This is a genomic window from Robiginitomaculum antarcticum DSM 21748 (genome assembly GCF_000365025.1).
GTDB lineage: Bacteria > Pseudomonadota > Alphaproteobacteria > Caulobacterales > Maricaulaceae > Robiginitomaculum > Robiginitomaculum antarcticum.
Map to the genome: position 1 here is coordinate 11,684 of NZ_KB823011.1, position 18,248 is coordinate 29,931.

The window sequence follows — 18,248 nt, forward strand, 5'->3', positions numbered from 1 at the left end:
TCCAAACTCCAAACTCCAAACCCTATTCCGGTTTGCGGGGTTTGCGTTTGAAACTGCCTGTATCACTGCCTTTGGGTTTAAACGACGCATTTGACGGCGGGCGTTTGGATTTTGATTTGGGCTTATCGCCGCCTTCATATTTAGGCTTGGGCTTTTTCGGCGTCGATGGACGCTGATCGTCTGCGGCGGGATCAAACTCGCGCTTGGCTTTTTTATCCTTGCGTTTGCCTTCATATTTGCCCTGATCAGCGAATTTATCTTTTTTATGCGGGCTGCGCGGTTTTTTATCTTTGGATTTTTTCGGATAGGCCGATTTATCACGCGGCTTAAATTCAGGACGGCTGTCCTCTGCGGAGAAATCAGGTTTGCCGTCAAGGCGGGTAGCCGTGATGGCTTTCTCAAGCTTACCTGTGTCGCCAATGGCGGCGGAGAAACGCTGCTCGCCGCTTTGCGCGATTTGAAAGAAGGTCACGCCTTGGCTGATTTTAATCGCGCCGATTTCGGTTTTCTTCAAATCACCTGATGTGCAGAGCATCGGCAATATCCAGCGCGGCTCTGCCTTTTGCTTGCGGCCGACATTGATCTGGTACCAAATGCCATTATCAAAATCACTACGCGAGCGCGGCTCGCGCTTTTCGCGGCTTTTGCCTTTGCCGCCATCGCGGCCGCGCGATTTATAATCGGGCGTATCGACATCCATCAGCTCTTCGGGTGCACTGCGGGCAGAGCGGTATTGGCGGGCAAATGCACTGGCGATTTGTTCAGGGCTGAATTTTTGCAACAGACGGCCCGCCGTCTCGGCGTCTTGTGCGTTAATCTCTTCGGACAGGATCGGATCGTTCATCAAACGCTCGTCATCCATTTTTGTAACGTCTTCGGCGGAGGGGGGATTGCCCCATTCCGCTTTCAGTTTAGCGCCTTCAAGCAGGCGGTTGGCGCTGCGGAATTTGTTTTTCGGCACGATCATGATGGATGTGCCTTTGCGGCCCGCGCGGCCCGTCCGGCCACTGCGGTGAAGCAGGATTTCAGAATTTTTGGGGAGAGCTGCGTGAATCACCAGCTCAAGATCAGGTAGATCAAGTCCGCGCGCGGCGACATCCGTCGCGATGCAGACCTTAGCGCGTCCGTCGCGCATGGCTTGAAGCGCGCTGCTGCGGTCTTTTTGGGACAGCTCACCCGACAAGGCGACAACTTTAAAACCACGATTGTTAAAGCGCGAGACCATGCGGTTCACCGCCACGCGTGTATCACCAAAGACGATCGCGTTTTTAGCGTCGTAATAGCGCAGAATATTGATGATGGCGTTTTCGGTATCGGACGGCGCGACGGTGAGCGCGCGGTAGGTAATGTCTAAATGCTGTTTGGACTCGGCGGCCGTGTTAAGGCGCACAGCGTCGCGTTGATATTTCTTGGCCATGCCCAGAATGGATTTGGGAACGGTCGCGGAGAACATCAGGGTGCGGCGCTCATCGGGCGCGGCGTTGAGGATCAAATCCAGCTCTTCGCGAAAGCCCATTTTCAGCATTTCGTCGGCTTCGTCCAAGACGATGGCCTGAATGCCGTCAAGATTAAGAGAGCCGCGCTTGATATGATCGCATAAACGGCCGGGCGTGCCGACAACAATGTGGGCGCCTCTAGAGAGGGCGCGCCGCTCATCACGCATATCCATACCGCCGACGCAGCTGGCCGTTTTTGCACCCGCCGGGGCGTAGAGCCAGTCGAGCTCACGTTTGACCTGCAAGGCCAGCTCGCGCGTCGGAGCGATAATCAGCGCGAGCGGAGAGTCTTCATGCGAAAACCTGTCCGCGTCACCCAGCAGAGTATCGGCCATAGCCAAACCAAAAGCGACAGTTTTGCCGGAGCCTGTCTGCGCGCTGACCAGCATATCGCGGCCCGTTAGCTCATCAGCGATGACCGCCGTTTGCACAGGCGTTAAGGTCTCATAGCCTTTGGTGTCGAGGGCGGTTTGAAGCGCGGGATGCACGGCAGAGGAAGCGGTCATTATAATCTTTCGCGGAGAACGGAGCGTTCCGGCAGGAGGCTGGCGCGACTTTTCGCGCAAATATATGTCGCGGACTGCGCCGCGCGCCTCTCCTATGGCGTATAGGGGGAGAAAACTAGCCCTGTTGACAGCATAGACCTTGCAAATGCGACGTTAAAACATTGGAATTTATAAGCGATTAGGGCAAAAGAGATAAAAAATTCGGAGACTCACATGAGCGAAGCCCAAACACATGTCCGCGAGAGCATGGAATATGATGTCGTCATTGTCGGCGCAGGTCCGGCCGGACTGTCCGCCGCAATACGGTTAAAACAGCTCGGCGGCGAGAATATCAATGTCGTTGTTTTAGAAAAAGGCTCCGAAGTCGGCGCGCATATCCTCTCCGGCGCCGTGCTGGATCCGTCCGGCCTGACCCGCCTTATGCCGGACTGGAAAGAAAAAGGCGCGCCGGTTAAGACGCAAGTGAAAACCGACAAGCTGCATATTCTCGGCCCCGCAGGCGCTATGCCGCTCCCGGGCTTTATCATGCCGCCGCTCATGCATAATCACGGCAATTACATTGTCTCTATGGCCAATGTCTGCCGCTGGATGGCGGAGCAGGCTGAACAATTGGGCGTTGAGGTCTTCCCCGGCATGTCCTGTTCGGGCCTTGTTTATAATGATAATGGCAGCGTCAAAGGCGTGATCGCCGGCGAATTTGGCATCTCCAAAGACGGCAGCAAGGGCGAGGGCTATGAGCCGGGCATGGAACTACACGGCAAATATGTGTTTTTGGCTGAAGGCGCGCGTGGTTCGCTGTCACAAATTGCGCGCAAGCAATTTGATCTGGAAGCAGAGTGTGGACCGGGCAAATTCGGCCTTGGCATGAAAGAAATTTGGGAGATCAAACCCGAAAACCACCGCGAAGGCGAAGTGCTGCACACGGTCGGTTGGCCGCTGGGCTTTAAACAGGGCGGCGGGTCATTCTTATATCATGCGGAAAACAATCAGGTCTTTCTCGGCTATATTGTCGATCTGGATTATAAAAACCCGCATTTGTATCCTTATGCAGAGTTTCAGCGCTGGAAGCAGCATCCGTCTATCAAGAGCCTTCTTGAGGGCGGCAAGCGTATTGCTTATGGCGGCCGCGTCGTGACCAAAGGCGGCATCCAGTCTTTGCCGAAAACTATATTTCCCGGCGGGGCGTTACTGGGCTGCAGCGCAGGAATGGTTAACCTGCCGCGCATTAAAGGCAATCATAACGCCATGCATAGCGGGATTGAGGCGGCTCAGGCTGCTTATAAGGCGATTACACAGGGCCGCGCATCGGATGAGTTGGCTGACTATGACGCCGCCATTCGTAATGGTGAAGTCGGTCAAGATCTGAAACCCGTTCGCAATGTTGCGCCGCTTAATTCGCGCTTCGGGCCGCTCCTTGGCGGTATGATGCTGGGCGGACCGGATATGTGGCTGGCCACAATATTTAAGGTCAACCTTATTGGCGCTCTTGTGAATTTATTTAAGGGCAAATTGTCGACAACGTTGGAGCACGAAAAAGACGACGCCGGATCGACGCAGCTCGCGTCGAAACACAAGGTTATCGATTATCCCAAACCTGACGGCATTTTGACATTTGACCGTCTGACCAATGTCAGCTTCACCAATACCAATCACAGCGAAGACCAACCCTGTCACTTGAAATTGATTGATCCCAGCATTCCGATTGATGTGAACCTGCCCAAATATGACGAACCGGCGCAGCGTTATTGTCCGGCCGGAGTCTATGAGGTTTTGCGTGATGATGACGGTTCCAATCCGCGCTTTAATATCAATGCGCAAAATTGCATTCACTGTAAAACCTGTGATTTGAAAGATCCGAGCCGCAATATTGTCTGGACTGTGCCTGAAGGTGGCGGCGGACCGAATTATCCCAATATGTAATCCTGCAGTATTTTAATATAAAAGGCTGTGTTACGGCCTTGGTCTATGGCGGCTGCGCCGTCACTATAAAGGGTATGACTTTGACATCTTCCATGATCCGCGCGGCCTGCATGGCCCTCTTCGGCGTTGCCGTTATATCCAGTGCCTGCGCGGCCTCTCCGCAGGAATTGCGCTTTACTGAAAGCCCGCCCGAAGCCAAGCTTTTCGGTGATTATCTGTCAGGCAAATATGCCGATAATATCGAAGATGCGCAGGCCCGCTCTAAATTCTTTTCTGCCGCCTTTGCCCGCGATCCTAAAAATGCACAGCTGGGGTCGGAGGCTATCCGCTCTGCGGTACTGGCCGGTGATATGACGCTGGCGCGCACATTGTCCATTGAGATGACATCTTTGGACGCGACAGAACCGATGGCGCGAATTGTTTTGTCCGCATATAATATGCGCCGCGGCAAATATGATACGGCTTCTGAGCGTCTGGCTCAGCAGCCCGAAGACCCCGCGCTCGGCGTGTTGATGGCGATGATGGAGGCGTGGGCGCAATATGGCCAGGGCAATTCAACCCGCGCGCTTGAAATCTTTAACGAGATTGAAGTGGGGGGATATTTTGATGTGATCGCGGCCCTGCAAAAAGCGATTATCTATGGCGAGACCGGCCAGACAGAGCAAGCGGAGCGCGCGTTTAAAACCGTATCCGGTACTGGGGTCAGCCCGATATTGCGTATTATGTCTGAGGCCAGATACAAATCACAAAACGGCGATATGCAGGGCGCAACCGCGGTGCTTGAAGATTTTTCCGGACGCCGCGGCGGCGTTGAATCCGGCCCGATCTATTCGGCTCTGACCCGCTTGAACTCCGGTAAGCCTTTGACTAAAAAATTCTCAGCAGCCGACCATGCGGGCCGCTCTTTAATTGATCCGGCAGGCGCTTATTTCAGCGAAGGCGGCGCGCATAATTTGGCCGAGTTTTACCTGCGCATCGCGCTGATCATGAGCCCGGATGAGGATTTCGGTAAAATCTGGCTGGGCAATGTCTTAGAACGTGAAGAGCGCGTGACCGAGGCCGAGGCCCTCTATCAGCAGATTAAAGACTCTTCAGATTTTTCTGTCACGGCACGTCTGGCGCGCGCGACCTTGTTGTTTCGTGACAAGCAGGATGACCGCGCCGTTGGCCTTCTGAAGAAACTGGTTGATGATCATCCGATCTTTCTAGTGCGCGAAGCCTTGGGACGGGGATATTTGATAAAAGAGGATTATGCCTCCGCTTTGACGCAATATACGGCGCTCGTGGCCGAAATGAATGAGGCCGAGTTGACGGCTAATCCCGAGCCGCTTTATTTCAAAGCGATTTGTCTGCAGGAACTGGGACGCTGGGATGAGGCTGTTGCGGATCTGCGCCGCATATTGGCGTTAAAACCTGATTATGCCGACGCCCTGAATTTTCTGGGATATAGCTGGGTTGAGCGCGGCGAAAACCTTGACGAAGCTTTTGGTATGATCCGCACCGCCGTTAAACTCGAGCCTGAAAGCGGCGCGATTATCGATAGTCTGGGATGGGCGCATTACAAGCTGGGTCAATATGATGAGGCGATGATCCATCTCGAGGACGCAACCGCAAAAGACCCGACCAGTGCGACAATCACTGATCATTTGGGTGACGTTTATTGGAAGCTGGGCCGCAAACGCGAAGCCGGATATCAATGGCGCCGCGCTCTGGATCTAGACCCAACGGAAAAAGAAATAGCCCGCATAAATGTCAAGCTTAAGAGCGGTCTGGATGCTGCGGCAGGCATGCCTTAGGCTGAGGGCCGCAGTGGAGGCAAGGGCATGAACGGGGCAGCCATGGCGGATCGCGCAATAGAACTGGCGCGGGCCAAAATTAACCTGACTTTACATGTCGGGGCAGCGCGCGCGGACGGCTACCATCCTCTGAGTTCAATTGTGATATTTGCCGATGCGGCCGATATTTTAACGGCCATGCCAGCAGATGAGTTTAGCCTGACAGTTTCCGGTCCGTTCTTTGAGGGTTTGTCATCCGGCGATGACAATCTCGTATTGCGCGCGGCCCGTCACGCGCATCGCCAGCTTGGCGGGCCAATGCTGGCGTTTCATCTTGAAAAAAAACTTCCGCTCTCGTCCGGCATAGGCGGGGGCAGCGCAGACGGCGCGGCGGCCATACGGCACGTCGCCCGCTTTGCCGAAAAGCCCGTATCCGACATAAAAGACGTGGTAAAACTCGGCGCGGATATTCCCGTCTGTCTGCGCTCGCGCACAGCGCTTATGCGCGGAATTGGTGAGTTGATAGAGCCAATGACGGGCCGGGGGCGCGTGTTTGGCGTTTTGGTGAACTGCGGTATTGCTGTTCCAACAGGCGCCATATTTGACGCTTTTGATGCTGGCCCTGCCGGAGATTTGGGTCAAGACGAACACAAAAATATAATTCAGACAGCGATGTCCGGTCGCAATGATTTACAGCCTGCAGCATGTAAGCTTACGCCTGAAATTAGCCATGTTTTAGCGGAGCTATCGACGCAAGAGGGCGTGCGCCATTCGCGCATGTCCGGCAGCGGCGCGACCTGTTACGCGATAACTGACGGCCTAAGCGCCGCCCGCACTATAGCCGTCCGGTTACGGGCCAAATACCCCCCATGGTGGATATGGTATGGCGGCTTCGGAGATCCGACATGAGCCAGATGTTTACCCATATTACCCTGATCGGTTTTTTTACTGCTCTGGCCGTGACCGGATTTATGATCGCGCTCAAGATCTCCGACCACCCTAATGCGCGCAGCTCGCACGCTGTGGTCACGCCAACCGGCGGCGGGATGGGCATTGTCATCGGCGCGGTTGCGGTAATGGCGGCCCTTACGCTATTCTATCCGCGCTTTGATATCGCGCCGGAGGTCAAAGCCCTGTTCGGGCTGGGCATATTTCTCGCAGGACTGGGTCTGCTCGACGATGTGTTCGGCGTACCGACACGTATTAAGTTCATCTTTATAGGCCTTCTTAGCATCGCTGTACCGCTGATAACAGGATTGCCCTTGGCGCTGCCGCTGGGGGACACTGTATGGCCATTTCCCGATGCCTTAGCTCATTTTGGCGCTGCGCTCTGGGTCTTTGTCGTCATCAATGTCGTCAACTTTATGGACGGCTCTAACGGCCTGATGGGCCTGACCGCTCTGGTCATTAGCGCGGCGCTTGTGATGATCGGATTGCTCGCGGGCGTCAGCACCGCCGCCATATTTGGATTGCTTTTGTTCGGGCCGCTTATGGGGTTTCTGGTTTATAATTTACGGCGTAAGGCCCGCATTTTTAGCGGGGATACAGGCTCGCTTTTCGTCGGCTATATGATTGCGGTCGCCAGTCTGTCTCTGCCCGCCCATCCGCATGGAGAGCGGCTTCTCTATGTCGGGCCGATTTTGCTGTTGCCGTTTCTGGCTGACAGCCTGCTGACGATGGCGGTTCGCGCAAGACGCGGGGAGCGTCTGATGGCGCCGCACCGCCGCCATATCTATCAGCGCGCTATCTTATCGGGCAGGGGGCACGTCGCCGTCGCGCTTATATATACAGGATTAGCCGTTATTTGCGCCTTCGGGGTGATATTTGGCGGGATCACCGAAATGCTTGGCTCGGGCGCTTATTTCCTAGGCTTTGTCAGTTTGGCGCTCACCATTTATGCGGTGGCGCATCAGCGTTTGAAAATTAGAGACTAGCTGACGCGCGCGACAACAAAACCGGCTATATCTTTCAGCGCGGTTTTCCATTCATTATCCGGGAAAATAGCCAACGATTTTTTCGCATTTTCAACGCGGCGGCGGGCTTCGTCCAGCGTGCTTTTTAGTGTTCCCGTTGTCCGCAGAAGCGAAACGGCGGTTTCCAGATCGACATCGGTCTGATCGTGATCGGCCATGACGCGCCGCCAGAAGGCGCGGTCATCTTCACTGCCGCAGGCATAGGCGCGGATAACAGGCAGGGTTAACTTACCTTCGCGGAAATCATCACCCACGGACTTGCCCAGAGCGCTTTCCATGCCGCCATAATCCAGAGCGTCATCAACCAGTTGGAAGGCCAGGCCCAGTTCCTGCCCATAGCGGCGTAAGGCCTGACGGTAGGCCAGCGGGCAATTGGCAATAACGGGGGAAACTTCTGCGGCGGCAGAAAACAGCGCTGCGGTTTTCGCGCCGATAACGTCCATATAAACGGATTCGGTCATCTCAATATTGCGAAGAGAGGCAAGCTGCTGCACCTCGCCTTCGGCTATGACGGAGGACGCATTTGATAAAATGCCCAAAGCCTCAAGGGATTGCGTCTCCACCATCAGATTAAACGCGCGGGCAAAGAGGAAATCGCCCACTAAAATGGTGGCAGAATTTCCCCAGACGCGGTTAGCGGTTTTGCGGCCGCGGCGCAGGGCGCTCTCATCTACGACATCATCATGGAGCAAGGTCGCGCTGTGGATGAACTCTACGGCGGCGGCCAATTTATGATGGGATTCGCCTTGGTAATCACATAAATGCGCACTCGCGATTGTAAGAAGCGGGCGCAAGCGCTTGCCGCCCGCGCCAACAAGATGGGTCGCTAGATCAGGGATCATCCCGACAGGACTTTGCATGCGCTCGACGATGATGGCGTCGACATGCTTCATATCTTCAGCGGCGAGGGCCAGCAGGCGGTCAATCGGACTGCTATGACTGTGGATCAATGTCGGTTTGGAATATGTGCTCAAAATAAAACCCTCAGTGCCTATCCATTTAGGCTAGACTGTAATTTAGGCATAAGGGCGGGCAGTGACAAGCGTCAGAAGCGCGCATCTGTGACTGCGTAATTCTCAGGGAAGGGGATAGGCGGAGAGCGGATCGCCTTTTGAGGCTAGGGGGCCGGAAGCCTGACCGGCCCGGTGCACAGTAATTGCGCTGCCATCGCGGGCATTGAGGACAAGACCGGCTTGGCGGGTGACTTCAAAATTCTCACCGGGCACGAGAATTTTGCGCGCCACGACTCCGCCGTCAGCGCTCAGGATTTCAATCCAGCTTGTGCGTGTGGCTTCAAGTGTAATTATCCCGGGGTCCAGCGTGATTTTAGCAGCCGGCTGCGGCGTTGCCATCAAGTTGGCAGTGTAATTCATATCCATCGCCGGGGACTGCGCGGTTGTGGATGTCCCATACCAGACGGCCAGAGTGGCAAATGTCGTGGTAATCAAAGCGGCGGCAAAGCTGCCGCGTGGAAGACGTATTTCGCGGCGCTGTACAAAATGCGGTGATGTACGCATTCCAAGATCGCGCGGAATTTCACTTTCGGTTTTATAACGGCTAACGGCCTCGACGCAGTCCAGCCCGAGATAGGTCGCGTAGCTGCGCACAAAACCAACCGCATACCCCGCGCCGGGAAGCACGTCTTTATCCAGCTGCTCAATCGCGGTGAGGTAGGCGAGCCCGATCCGTAAATCTTTGGAGGCCGACGCCAGCGAGACGCCCATAGCTTTGCGGCGGTCGCGAAGATCGCGCCCGATATGGCTGTCCCAGCCTAATGTCTCGCAAGTATCGGTCAAATATGTCCCCAGAAGGATAAAAATGTCCAGCCCCCGCTGATCTTATCCACAATCTCTTTTTACATAAGTTAATTGTATTTAAAAGCTAAACAACTGAATAAACTCATAACATGATGTATTAACATGAAGATTCGCGTGTCTGATGAAAATGTCACACGCAAAATTGTTTATATGATGTAAGATAGGGCATGATGTATAAACGCGTTTTCACATTACGAATATGGCCCATTATCGGCTTTTTAATCTCCGGCGCTATGTTAGCCGGGGCTTATGGCTTTCAATATATTGGCGGTCTGGAGCCCTGTATTATGTGCCATTGGCAACGCCATGCCCATAGAGCGGTACTGGGTGTTGCGGGCCTGACCGTGCTTATCAGCCTGTTTGTGGCGAGCCGGGTTTGGCTACGCGGACTGAACGCCCTTATTGGCGTGGCTTTTCTCATCTCCACCGCTTACGGCTTTGCCCATGTCGGGGTAGAATTTAGTTGGTGGGACGGTCCTGCGGCCTGTGCTGTGTCCGACAAAATGGATTTGGGCGGGAAAAGTTTGCTCGACGCGCTGGATGATCCACTGGAAATTGTGCAGTGCTCGGACGTCACATGGTCTATGCTTGGCCTGTCTATGGCAGGATGGAATGCCTTGATTAGCGCGGTCGCCGCCTTCATATCATTTAGTGTGGCGATCAAAGGAAAATATTATGAGCAAAGCCGCTAAACGGCCTCCGCGCCCCGGCGTGAGCGCCGCGCGCATAGGCGAAATGCTGCGCGTTGACCATGCCGGTGAATATGGCGCGGTTGCAATCTATAAAGGCCAGCAGGCCGTGTTCGGGCTCAGCAAGAAAACCCGCGCTATCGCCGCGCAGCTCTCCCACATGGAAGCCGAAGAGCAGGCGCATCTGGACGCCTTTGACGATCTGTTAGTGGCGCGCGGCGTGCGCCCTACCGCCATGACCCCGATCTGGAATGTGGCTGGCTACGGCCTTGGTGTCGTCACGGCCTTAATGGGCGAAAAAGCCGCCCATGCCTGCACGGAAGCGGTCGAAAATGTCATTGAGCAGCATTATGGCGCGCAGGTCGAGGAGCTCAAAGACAGCGAGCCCGAACTGTCGGCGACCTTTGCGCAGTTTCGCGAAGACGAGCTGGCCCACCGCGATCTGGCCGTTCAAGGCGGCGCGAAGGAGGCGGCGGGCTATCCGGTCTTATCAGCTGTAATCACGGCGGGGTGCAGAGCAGCGATTAAAATCACCGAAAAAATTTAACGGCCAAGCTCTAACCCGCCTTTAACCTCGCTATGTTAATTGCGCCGAATGTTAAGCGATAAAGCACCTCTACCGGCAACGGCGCAATATGGATTCATCCCCGGGCTGGACGGTCTGCGCGCGATATCCGTTCTCATCGTTATCATTGCCCATATGGGGTTTAAGCATATTGTGCCGGGGGGCTTTGGCGTTACGGTCTTCTTCTTTATTTCCGGCTTTCTCATTACGCGGCTTTTGATTGCAGAGCACGAGGCCAAGGCGCGTATAAAGCTCAAAGATTTTTATATCCGGCGATTTGTCCGGCTTTACCCTGCGCTGCTGTTTATGGTGTTTGCCACAACGGCGACTTATTTGCTGATCGGGTGGGGCGGGCCAAAGCTGCTCGAATTTCTCGCAGCTGTGTTTTACGGTACGAATATTTACCAGGTGAACGTGCGTATTGGCGGTGAACTGCCGTTTATGCCGTGGACGCATTTATGGTCGCTGGCGGTTGAGGAGCATTTTTACCTCATGTTTCCGCTGCTCTTAGTGCTGCTGCGCGGCAATTGGGTGCGCGTCTGGTGGGCGCTTATCTGCGTCATCGGCGGTGCGCTTCTGTGGCGCACAGTGCTCTATTATCTAACCGATTTTAATCCGGTGGATTATAGCTATATGATGACTGATACGCGGCTTGACAGCATTGCCTGGGGCTGTCTGCTTTCCGTATCATTACATTTACTCGGCAGTGCTGAGCGCTTGAGACGCCTCATTGGCGCCGTGCCAATTGTGCTGTCTCTGGGCGTCATCCTGTCCAGTTTTGTGATCCGCGATGACGCATTTCGTTATACATTGCGCTTCACTCTGCAGGGCGCCGCTTTGTTGGTGCTCTTCCTGAATCTATATTTTTACCGCCCCGTGCGCTTTGCTTTTCCGATTTTGGAATACCGCCCGCTCGCGTGGACGGGCATGGTCAGCTACGCGCTCTATCTGTGGCATGTGCCGCTGATTGACGCCGCGATACGTCTGGGCGGCGATAATTGGACCAGCCGTATTGTGGCGGTTGCGGCCAGTTTCGCTATGGCGGCAATATCATTTTATTATGTCGAAAAACCGTTTATGGTTCTGCGCAAACGATTTGGCGCGCATATTGTCAAACGCGGCGGAACCGCCACGCTTAATACCGACGCCCCCATTAAGGCCGCTCCGGAGCGGTAAGTCAGCTGTCTTCGCCGCTGCTATACCAATTGATATTGCGGGTCAGATACATCGTCCCGGCAATGGCCAAAAAGCTGGTCACCGCGCCGATCAATAGCGCCAGATCCTCAATTTGCATCAGTACGAAAAGCAGGCTGTAAATTCCGGCAAATATCGCGCCCGCACGCAGGGCGTATTTCCCCGCCCCGAACACCGCACCGGCATAAGCCGACGTCACGCCAACAACGGCCGCTGCGGCAATGAGGAAGGCGGCGGCAAACCCGACATGTTCAGCAAAGGCGAGCAGCAGCAGGTAGAATATACATTGCGCCAGTCCGATAAGCACATATTGCGCGGGATGAACCCGTTGCCCCAACAGGACTTCAAACAGGAAATAGCCCAAAAAGACCAAGCCGATAAACATAATCGCGTATTTCAGCGCGCGGTTGACCTTTTGATAAGGCGTGACCAGCTGCACAAGACTGACTTCCATCGTGCTTTGTGTCAGGCGCTCCAGTCCAATGGAATGGGCCGGCCCCGCGCCGGGAATGCCGCGCGCGAGCAGCGGCACGCTCCATTGCGCGCTAAATCCATCATCTGTGATTGTGCGGTCGACGGGCGGAAACTGCCCTTTGAAACTCGGATGCGGCCAATCGGCGGCAATTAGGCTTTTTGTCGATTGCGCAAAGGGCACGATGGCGATCCGGCCCGCGCCTTTGATCGGCAGCGTTGCGGCAACATTTAAAGTCTCACCGTCAAAATTCCGGCCAATAGGAACCTCCATAAATTGTAGGCCGGACACTTCCGATACGCCGCGAAACTTTTGAGTGTAAGCCGGCTCTATATCGGCGCGGGCCGCGCGCATATTTGACAGCGCCCCGCCCAGTGCCGGCGCAAATTTCAATTTCTCTGAGTCCGGCATTGTAAGAAAGACATCATCGCGCAGCCCTCTCACATCACTTATGCCCAACAGAATCCGGCTGTCTTCCCAATGCATGGTCACATTGCCCGGCAAGACTTCGGGCCGCGTAAATGTGGCCCTGAAATTGGCTTCTGCCTGAAAAGTTGTCACGCGATAGAGCGAGAGCTTTTTTTCCTCGGTCTTGAGCGCCGGAATGTCGACCTCTCCGCTATCCGCGAAGATAACATATTCTCCGGTAGACACGCGGCGTTTTCCGTCTTCATCCGGCGCGCCCGTTTCGCTATAGGGCACAACCCATATCGGCCCGAGCAGGGTCTGCTCCCCGCCATAATTTTGGCTGACTTCACGCGTGACCTCATTAGCACGGTCGCTGCGTTCAAACGCAATGAGTGAGATAAACAGGGCGGGGATGCCCATTAGTAAAACCAGCGCGCAGACGACCAGTAATTTTAGGCCGACAGAGCGGCCCCCGCTTGTTGTAATTTTTGACATAGCATTTTTCATAATATTGACCCCGGCATTGAATGATGCGTCTTGCCTAAACCTCAATTATGACAGCTTGCGGGCCCTATAAAGGCCATGCGGCGACCTTTTTAGGGCTATGGCGTGCAAGGCTGCGCCGCGACTCCTGCGGTTGATGATCGCGCGATAGAGCGAAATTTCGCAAAGAGCGGCGGTGTTGGCTCTTCGAATTGCTGCATGAATAATATGGCGTAGCTATTCGCGTCCGGATCAATCACGAAATGGGTGCGCGCGGCGCCGCCCCAGCTATATTGACCATCGGCAAAGCCTTTGGCGGCTTCCAATTGCGGCGTTGAGCCGGTGACAACCGTTCCGCCAAAGCCTTGGCGGATTGCCCCGTCCTCAAACCATGGCATTAAGAATTTCGTTCCTGGCGCGGTTTGATCGCTCATCATCATATCAACCGTTTGCGGTTTCAAAACTGTAACGCCGTCAAGGCTGCCGCCGTTTAAGAGCATTTCAGCAAATTTGGAATAATCATCCAGAGTAGAGACGAGTCCACCGCCGCCGCCTTCCCACGCCGCGCCGTCAATGAACGGGCTGGTCTGGCTGCCTTCATACAAAACAAGGCCGTTCTCAGTCACGGCATATGTACTGGCAAAACGCGCTTTATTAGCTTGGCCTACTGCAAATCCGGTATCGGTCATGCCCAGCGGCGTAAACAAACGGCTTTGCATGACTTCGCTCAGCGGTTTGTCGTCCACCATCTCTGCGACGCGGCCGGCCACGTCCAAATTGAGGCCATAATACCAAATTGTCCCGGGCTGTCCCATAAGCGGCAATTGCGGCAACATATCCATTTTTTCAGCATTGGTTTGATCAGGGTTTAGAATACCGGAATCGGCATATAATTTGTCCAGCGGACTGACTGCGCCGAAAAGGCCATACCCCAAACCCGATGTGTGGGTCAGCAAATGCGCGATCGTGATGTCTGTGTCCTGGGGTTTAAAAATAGGCGCGCCGTTTTCGTCCTGCCCTGAATAAACCTGCATCAGACCAATTTGCGGAATCCATTTTTTGACGGGGTCATCCAGACTGATTTTGCCTTCTTCGACCATTTGCATAATGATCGCGGCGGTTACAGGCTTGGTCATGGAATAAATACGCACGACGGTGTCGCCGGACATATCCGTATCGCGTTCAACATCACTTTTGCCGAACGCCTTTTTATACACGACCTGTCCGTCATCATAGACGAGCGCTGATAGGCCGTTTGCGCGGCCTGTGGCGATGGTTGAGGTCATCGCCTCATCCATTGCGGCGCAGTTAAACGGCTGTGTGTTGACCGCTTCGGCGATATCAATCGCGGCCGGTTCTGCCTGCGCCGTTTGCGTTGGCGCCTCACTGCATCCGGCTAAAATTGCAACGCAAACACCGGTCAGTAAAAGGGCTCTCACTATACATATCCTCCGAAGACGCGGCGCAGTATCTCGCTGGTGCGTTCTAACGGGTTAGCGCGGATTGCCGCTTCCTGCTTTCCGATATAATAAAACAGGCCGTCCAGGCCGCCCTCGACGCCTTTACGGGTCAGGTCGGATTTCGCGTCCGCAGCCAGTTGCGGCGCAAACGGCACTTGGGGAATTTGCGCGGTCAGATCATCGACCAGGCGGTAGGCTCCCGTTCCGGACAGCGCATTATCAATAATCGGGGTAAACAAATCTGTCAGGCGGGGCAGGGTTTTATCGGCAAGATATTGCGTGGCTGCATTATCCGCGCCGCGCACAATATTAATCGCGTCGGTAATCGACAGACCCATAATCACATCGACAAACATATCGCGGGCCAGCGGCGCGGCGGCTTCCGCGCCTCTGTTGAGCTGTGTCTCGATCTCGTCCAGCAGTCCGGACAGGCCGAATTGACCTAGGGTTTGCTGAATGTCCTGAAGGCTATTGGGCAGGGGGATACGGATCTGGCCATCATTGAGATAGCCGCCCGTGCGGCCGACGGTTTGAACTGCCGTGGTAATACCTTTTTCCAGCGCGGCGCGTATGCCGCCCGCCGCTTCGGCTTGCGATATACCCAATCCGCCGCCACCTGTGCCGCGAATTATGCCGTCTATCACCCCCGGATCAATGGTTTCGCAGGCGCTCAGCGGCAATGCGGCCAGGCTGGCGAGAAGAAGGCGGCGGTCAAAAGTTACGGTCATAACGGGCTCCTGTGTTAGGGGCCCACCTTAATCATTAATAAGGAGCATGCAAAGCGCCGTATTTACGATCTGTAAAACCGCAAACTGAGTCCCAAGCCTATTTGATTGTGACGCTGCCCAGCCAGCCTTTGCGCTTGTCGACCTTGGCGGGTTTTCCGTAAACGGTGACCTCGCCGACGCCGTTAACCCGGGCTTTGACCGACTCCGATGTATAAGCGCTCACGGAACCCGCGCCGTTCACTGATAAATCGCCCGTTTTGCACTCTAGATCCCGTAAATCCAGCTCTCCGACCCCGTTGACGGAGGCTGTAATGTCGTCACATGTGCCGGAGATTTCCACGCTCGCCACGCCGGCAATATCCATATCGACGTCGCCCAGTGTCAGGTTTTCGCCCTTAACCTCGGCTACGCCAATTACGTCGAGCGAAGTCAATTGCGGCATTGTGATTAGCGTTTCAATACCATGGTTTTCAGCATTTTTACGCGGCCATTTCTTGTCTTTACGGCCCAGAATAAGAGTATCGCCTTTAACGTTGACTTCCATTCTCTCCACTTCATCGGCTTCGCCGGATGTGGTCACGACAAACGTGTCGCCTTGGGTCAGCGTAATTTTATACACGCCTGTGACATCGATTTTTGAAAACCCGGACAAATCGTGGCTTTGGGTGATCTTCTCTTCGCTGTCATGGGCGGCGGCTGTAGATGCAAAGCCAAGGGCCAGAGCGATAGCGGCGGCGTTAAGATAATATTGTGTCATGATGACTCTTTCTCTCTCACAAAAATTATTGTTTATCGATAAAGACGATATCGAGAAAAGTCAATATAAATTATCGATAAACGATAATTTTCAGGTGGTTTATGGGATTCGGGTTTAAAACCAAACGCCGCTAACCGTCTTCGTCTTCAGCGTCATCGTTGGTTAGTCTGTCACTTTCAAAGACGATCCAATCATCAATACGGGTCTCTAAAATATTGAGCGGAACCGCCCCGTCAACCAGAACAGCGTCGTGGAAACGGCGGATATCAAAATCCGCGCCCAGAGCTGTTTCGGCGCGCTTGCGCAGCTCTAAAATTTTAAGTTCGCCCATTTTGTAGGCCAGCGCTTGTCCCGGCCATGCAATATAGCGGTCCGTCTCTGTCTTGATATTGTGCTCGGCCAGCGCGCTGTTTTCGCGCAGGCAGCTTTCCGCTTTGTCGCGGGTCCAGTCCATATAATGCATGCCTGTATCCATAACCAGGCGGCAGGCCCGCCACATTTCATAGGTCAGGCGGCCAAATTGCTCATAAGGCGTGCGGTAAATGCCCATCTCAACGCCCAGTTTTTCGGCGTAAAGGCCCCAGCCTTCACCGAAAGCATGGGGATACAGGTTCTGACGAAATTCAGGAACGTCTTCCTGCTCTGCGGCCAGAGAAATCTGGTGGTGATGGCCGGGCACGCCTTCGTGGAGGGTGAGGGCGGGCAGGTTATATAGAGGACGTTGGGGGAGGTCATAAGTGTTGACCACGTAATTACCCGCTTTGCCCTGCTTGGCATTACCGCCAAAATACCGGCCCGTTGTATAATTCTGTTCAAGCTCTGCGGGCACAGCAATCACGCCGTAGGACAGCCGCGGTAGCGTCCCGAAGAACTCCGGCATTTTGCCGTCAATGCGCTTGGCAATATAAGAGGCTTCCTTAAGCAGATCTTCGCGAGAGGTCGCGTAGAATTGGGGATCCGTGCGCAGGAACACCAAAAATTCGGCAAATGTCCCGTCAAATCCCGTCTCACTTATAATCGCATTCATCTCGCTGCGGATGCGTTTGACTTCGGCCTGGCCGATTTTATGAACCTGCTCAGGTTTCATATCCAAAGTCGTATAATATTTAACCAGACGCGCGTAATTGGCGCGTCCACCCGGCGTCGACGACAAGCCGATTTTTGGACGCGCGGCGGGGACATATTCGGTCTCCATAAAGGCCAGCAGTTTTTTATAACTCGGCAGAACGGAGCGGCGGATAACGGCCAGTCCGTCCGATTTTATCTTGGAGCGCTGCGATTCAGGCAAGCGCGAATTCACGGTCATAAACGGCGCGGCCAGCGGATGGTTTTCAGCTGTTATGTGTGTGATATTGTGCACGCCTTTAACGACGCCGGGCATAATGGCGGCGGGCGCGGTATAGCCGCCGGCCATGCCGCGGCGCATATTGCTGATATGCTGGTCAAAATAGCGCGGCACGTCGCGCAGACGCGCTATATAATCACGGTAGTCAGCCTCGGTATCAAACCGGGTATTACGTACAGAATAGGTCAGACCGTTATAAAAGCCGCTATCATTGTTAAACGGAATGCGTGAGCCATCAATTGGAGCCAACAGAGCTTTCTGGGAGAGCGTCCAACCGACCAGCGCGTAATTGAGTTTTTCGTCATCAGGCAAATCGCTCAAAGAAATTGATTCCCAACGCGCGCGAAAGGCTTCGTCCTGCTGCGATATTTTGCGCTTTGCCTCGGGGCTGACATCGGGCAGGCGGCGGCGCGCGGCCTTATCGCCCTCCAGACCTGCGGCGACCGGGTCGGCCGCCATGTCGGCGGCGTGCATGTCTTCGATCAAATTCTCCAACAGCGCGCTGGATTTATCCTCTTGCGCGGCGACCGGCAGGGTGAAGAGACAAAGCGAAAAGGCGAGGATAAAAAATCGAGACATGGAAACCCTATGAAAATGTGTTAACGTAATCCTAACGGCGTCTTTGCCCCGCGCCAAGGGTCAAGCGGGGCATTGCTGATA

General features: G+C 54.5%; 15 protein-coding genes. 7 read left to right on the forward strand and 8 right to left on the reverse strand.

Annotated features, from left to right (window positions below):
- Positions 1 to 22 precede the first annotated feature (22 nt).
- Positions 23 to 2,002, reverse strand: a complete 1,980-nt coding sequence (locus H142_RS13650; RefSeq protein ID WP_051048528.1) for a DEAD/DEAH box helicase — start codon at positions 2,000 to 2,002, stop codon at positions 23 to 25.
- A gap of 213 nt (positions 2,003 to 2,215) precedes the next feature.
- On the opposite strand from H142_RS13650, the gene H142_RS0100080 reads away from it, so the two are divergent.
- From H142_RS0100080 to H142_RS0100095, 4 genes are all read left to right on the forward strand, one after another.
- Positions 2,216 to 3,922: an electron transfer flavoprotein-ubiquinone oxidoreductase gene (locus H142_RS0100080; RefSeq protein ID WP_017930048.1), complete on the forward strand. Its 1,707-nt coding sequence runs from the start codon at positions 2,216 to 2,218 to the stop codon at positions 3,920 to 3,922.
- Between the two features lie 80 nt (positions 3,923 to 4,002).
- A complete protein-coding gene (locus H142_RS0100085) occupies positions 4,003 to 5,718 on the forward strand; it encodes a tetratricopeptide repeat protein (RefSeq protein WP_169331778.1) in 1,716 nt (571 codons plus the stop codon).
- Positions 5,719 to 5,745: 27 nt separating this feature from the next.
- Positions 5,746 to 6,606 (forward strand): 4-(cytidine 5'-diphospho)-2-C-methyl-D-erythritol kinase, encoded by an 861-nt coding sequence (locus H142_RS0100090; RefSeq protein WP_083898889.1) that lies wholly within the window; start codon positions 5,746 to 5,748, stop codon positions 6,604 to 6,606.
- Entirely contained in the window at positions 6,603 to 7,631 is a 1,029-nt protein-coding gene (locus H142_RS0100095; protein WP_017930051.1) for a glycosyltransferase family 4 protein, read from the forward strand. Before H142_RS0100090 ends, H142_RS0100095 begins: the two co-directional genes overlap by 4 nt.
- Here H142_RS0100095 and H142_RS0100100 read toward each other — a convergent pair.
- Together H142_RS0100100 and H142_RS15975 are read right to left on the reverse strand one after the other, a co-directional pair.
- Complete coding sequence (locus tag H142_RS0100100) at positions 7,628 to 8,644, reverse strand: polyprenyl synthetase family protein (protein ID WP_017930052.1); 1,017 nt, start codon at positions 8,642 to 8,644, stop codon at positions 7,628 to 7,630. The two genes, H142_RS0100095 and H142_RS0100100, sit on opposite strands and share 4 nt — an antisense overlap.
- Before the next feature lie 102 nt (positions 8,645 to 8,746).
- Positions 8,747 to 9,466 (reverse strand): helix-turn-helix domain-containing protein, encoded by a 720-nt coding sequence (locus H142_RS15975; protein ID WP_017930053.1) that lies wholly within the window; start codon positions 9,464 to 9,466, stop codon positions 8,747 to 8,749.
- Positions 9,467 to 9,654: 188 nt separating this feature from the next.
- Between H142_RS15975 and H142_RS0100110 the strand changes: the two genes are divergently transcribed.
- Genes H142_RS0100110 through H142_RS13660 form a run of 3 tightly spaced genes read left to right on the forward strand, consistent with a single transcriptional unit; the run spans position 9,655 to position 11,917 of the window.
- Positions 9,655 to 10,179 carry a disulfide bond formation protein B gene (locus H142_RS0100110; RefSeq protein WP_083898891.1) on the forward strand — a complete coding sequence of 175 codons (525 nt, stop codon included), beginning with the start codon at positions 9,655 to 9,657 and terminating at the stop codon, positions 10,177 to 10,179.
- The gene (locus H142_RS0100115; RefSeq protein WP_017930055.1) at positions 10,163 to 10,723 is read left to right on the forward strand and encodes a demethoxyubiquinone hydroxylase family protein; all 561 of its coding nucleotides are present in this window, start codon (positions 10,163 to 10,165) and stop codon (positions 10,721 to 10,723) included. The genes H142_RS0100110 and H142_RS0100115 overlap by 17 nt, the downstream gene beginning before the upstream one ends.
- A gap of 48 nt (positions 10,724 to 10,771) precedes the next feature.
- Entirely contained in the window at positions 10,772 to 11,917 is a 1,146-nt protein-coding gene (locus H142_RS13660) for an acyltransferase family protein (RefSeq protein ID WP_017930056.1), read from the forward strand.
- 1 nt (position 11,918) lies between these two features.
- Here the strand turns inward: H142_RS13660 and creD are convergent, their stop codons facing one another.
- The 5 genes from creD to H142_RS0100150 form a co-directional block, all read right to left on the reverse strand.
- On the reverse strand, positions 11,919 to 13,310 hold the full coding sequence (creD, locus tag H142_RS13665) for a cell envelope integrity protein CreD (protein ID WP_169331779.1): 1,392 nt from the start codon (positions 13,308 to 13,310) through the stop codon (positions 11,919 to 11,921).
- A 107-nt stretch (positions 13,311 to 13,417) separates the two neighbouring features.
- Positions 13,418 to 14,737 (reverse strand): serine hydrolase domain-containing protein, encoded by a 1,320-nt coding sequence (locus H142_RS13670; RefSeq protein ID WP_017930058.1) that lies wholly within the window; start codon positions 14,735 to 14,737, stop codon positions 13,418 to 13,420.
- Positions 14,737 to 15,486, reverse strand: coding sequence for a DUF4197 domain-containing protein (locus H142_RS13675; protein WP_017930059.1), 750 nt, complete (start codon positions 15,484 to 15,486; stop codon positions 14,737 to 14,739). Before H142_RS13675 ends, H142_RS13670 begins: the two co-directional genes overlap by 1 nt.
- Before the next feature lie 97 nt (positions 15,487 to 15,583).
- Entirely contained in the window at positions 15,584 to 16,243 is a 660-nt protein-coding gene (locus tag H142_RS15980) for a head GIN domain-containing protein (protein ID WP_017930060.1), read from the reverse strand.
- A 130-nt stretch (positions 16,244 to 16,373) separates the two neighbouring features.
- Positions 16,374 to 18,167 (reverse strand): DUF885 domain-containing protein, encoded by a 1,794-nt coding sequence (locus H142_RS0100150; RefSeq protein WP_017930062.1) that lies wholly within the window; start codon positions 18,165 to 18,167, stop codon positions 16,374 to 16,376.
- Positions 18,168 to 18,248: the final 81 nt, after the last annotated feature.

What these genes read in the sequence shown, in the direction of transcription:
- H142_RS13650 (WP_051048528.1), bottom strand. Translation starts at nt 2,002, where the DNA reads ATGACCGCTTCCTCTGCCGTGCATCCCGCGCTTCAAACCGCCCTCGAC.
- H142_RS0100080 (WP_017930048.1), top strand. Translation starts at nt 2,216, where the DNA reads ATGAGCGAAGCCCAAACACATGTCCGCGAGAGCATGGAATATGATGTC.
- H142_RS0100090 (WP_083898889.1), top strand. Translation starts at nt 5,746, where the DNA reads ATGAACGGGGCAGCCATGGCGGATCGCGCAATAGAACTGGCGCGGGCC.
- H142_RS0100095 (WP_017930051.1), top strand. Translation starts at nt 6,603, where the DNA reads ATGAGCCAGATGTTTACCCATATTACCCTGATCGGTTTTTTTACTGCT.
- H142_RS0100110 (WP_083898891.1), top strand. Translation starts at nt 9,655, where the DNA reads ATGATGTATAAACGCGTTTTCACATTACGAATATGGCCCATTATCGGC.
- H142_RS0100115 (WP_017930055.1), top strand. Translation starts at nt 10,163, where the DNA reads ATGAGCAAAGCCGCTAAACGGCCTCCGCGCCCCGGCGTGAGCGCCGCG.
- H142_RS13660 (WP_017930056.1), top strand. Translation starts at nt 10,772, where the DNA reads ATGTTAAGCGATAAAGCACCTCTACCGGCAACGGCGCAATATGGATTC.
- creD (WP_169331779.1), bottom strand. Translation starts at nt 13,310, where the DNA reads ATGTCAAAAATTACAACAAGCGGGGGCCGCTCTGTCGGCCTAAAATTA.
- H142_RS13675 (WP_017930059.1), bottom strand. Translation starts at nt 15,486, where the DNA reads ATGACCGTAACTTTTGACCGCCGCCTTCTTCTCGCCAGCCTGGCCGCA.
- H142_RS15980 (WP_017930060.1), bottom strand. Translation starts at nt 16,243, where the DNA reads ATGACACAATATTATCTTAACGCCGCCGCTATCGCTCTGGCCCTTGGC.
- H142_RS0100150 (WP_017930062.1), bottom strand. Translation starts at nt 18,167, where the DNA reads ATGTCTCGATTTTTTATCCTCGCCTTTTCGCTTTGTCTCTTCACCCTG.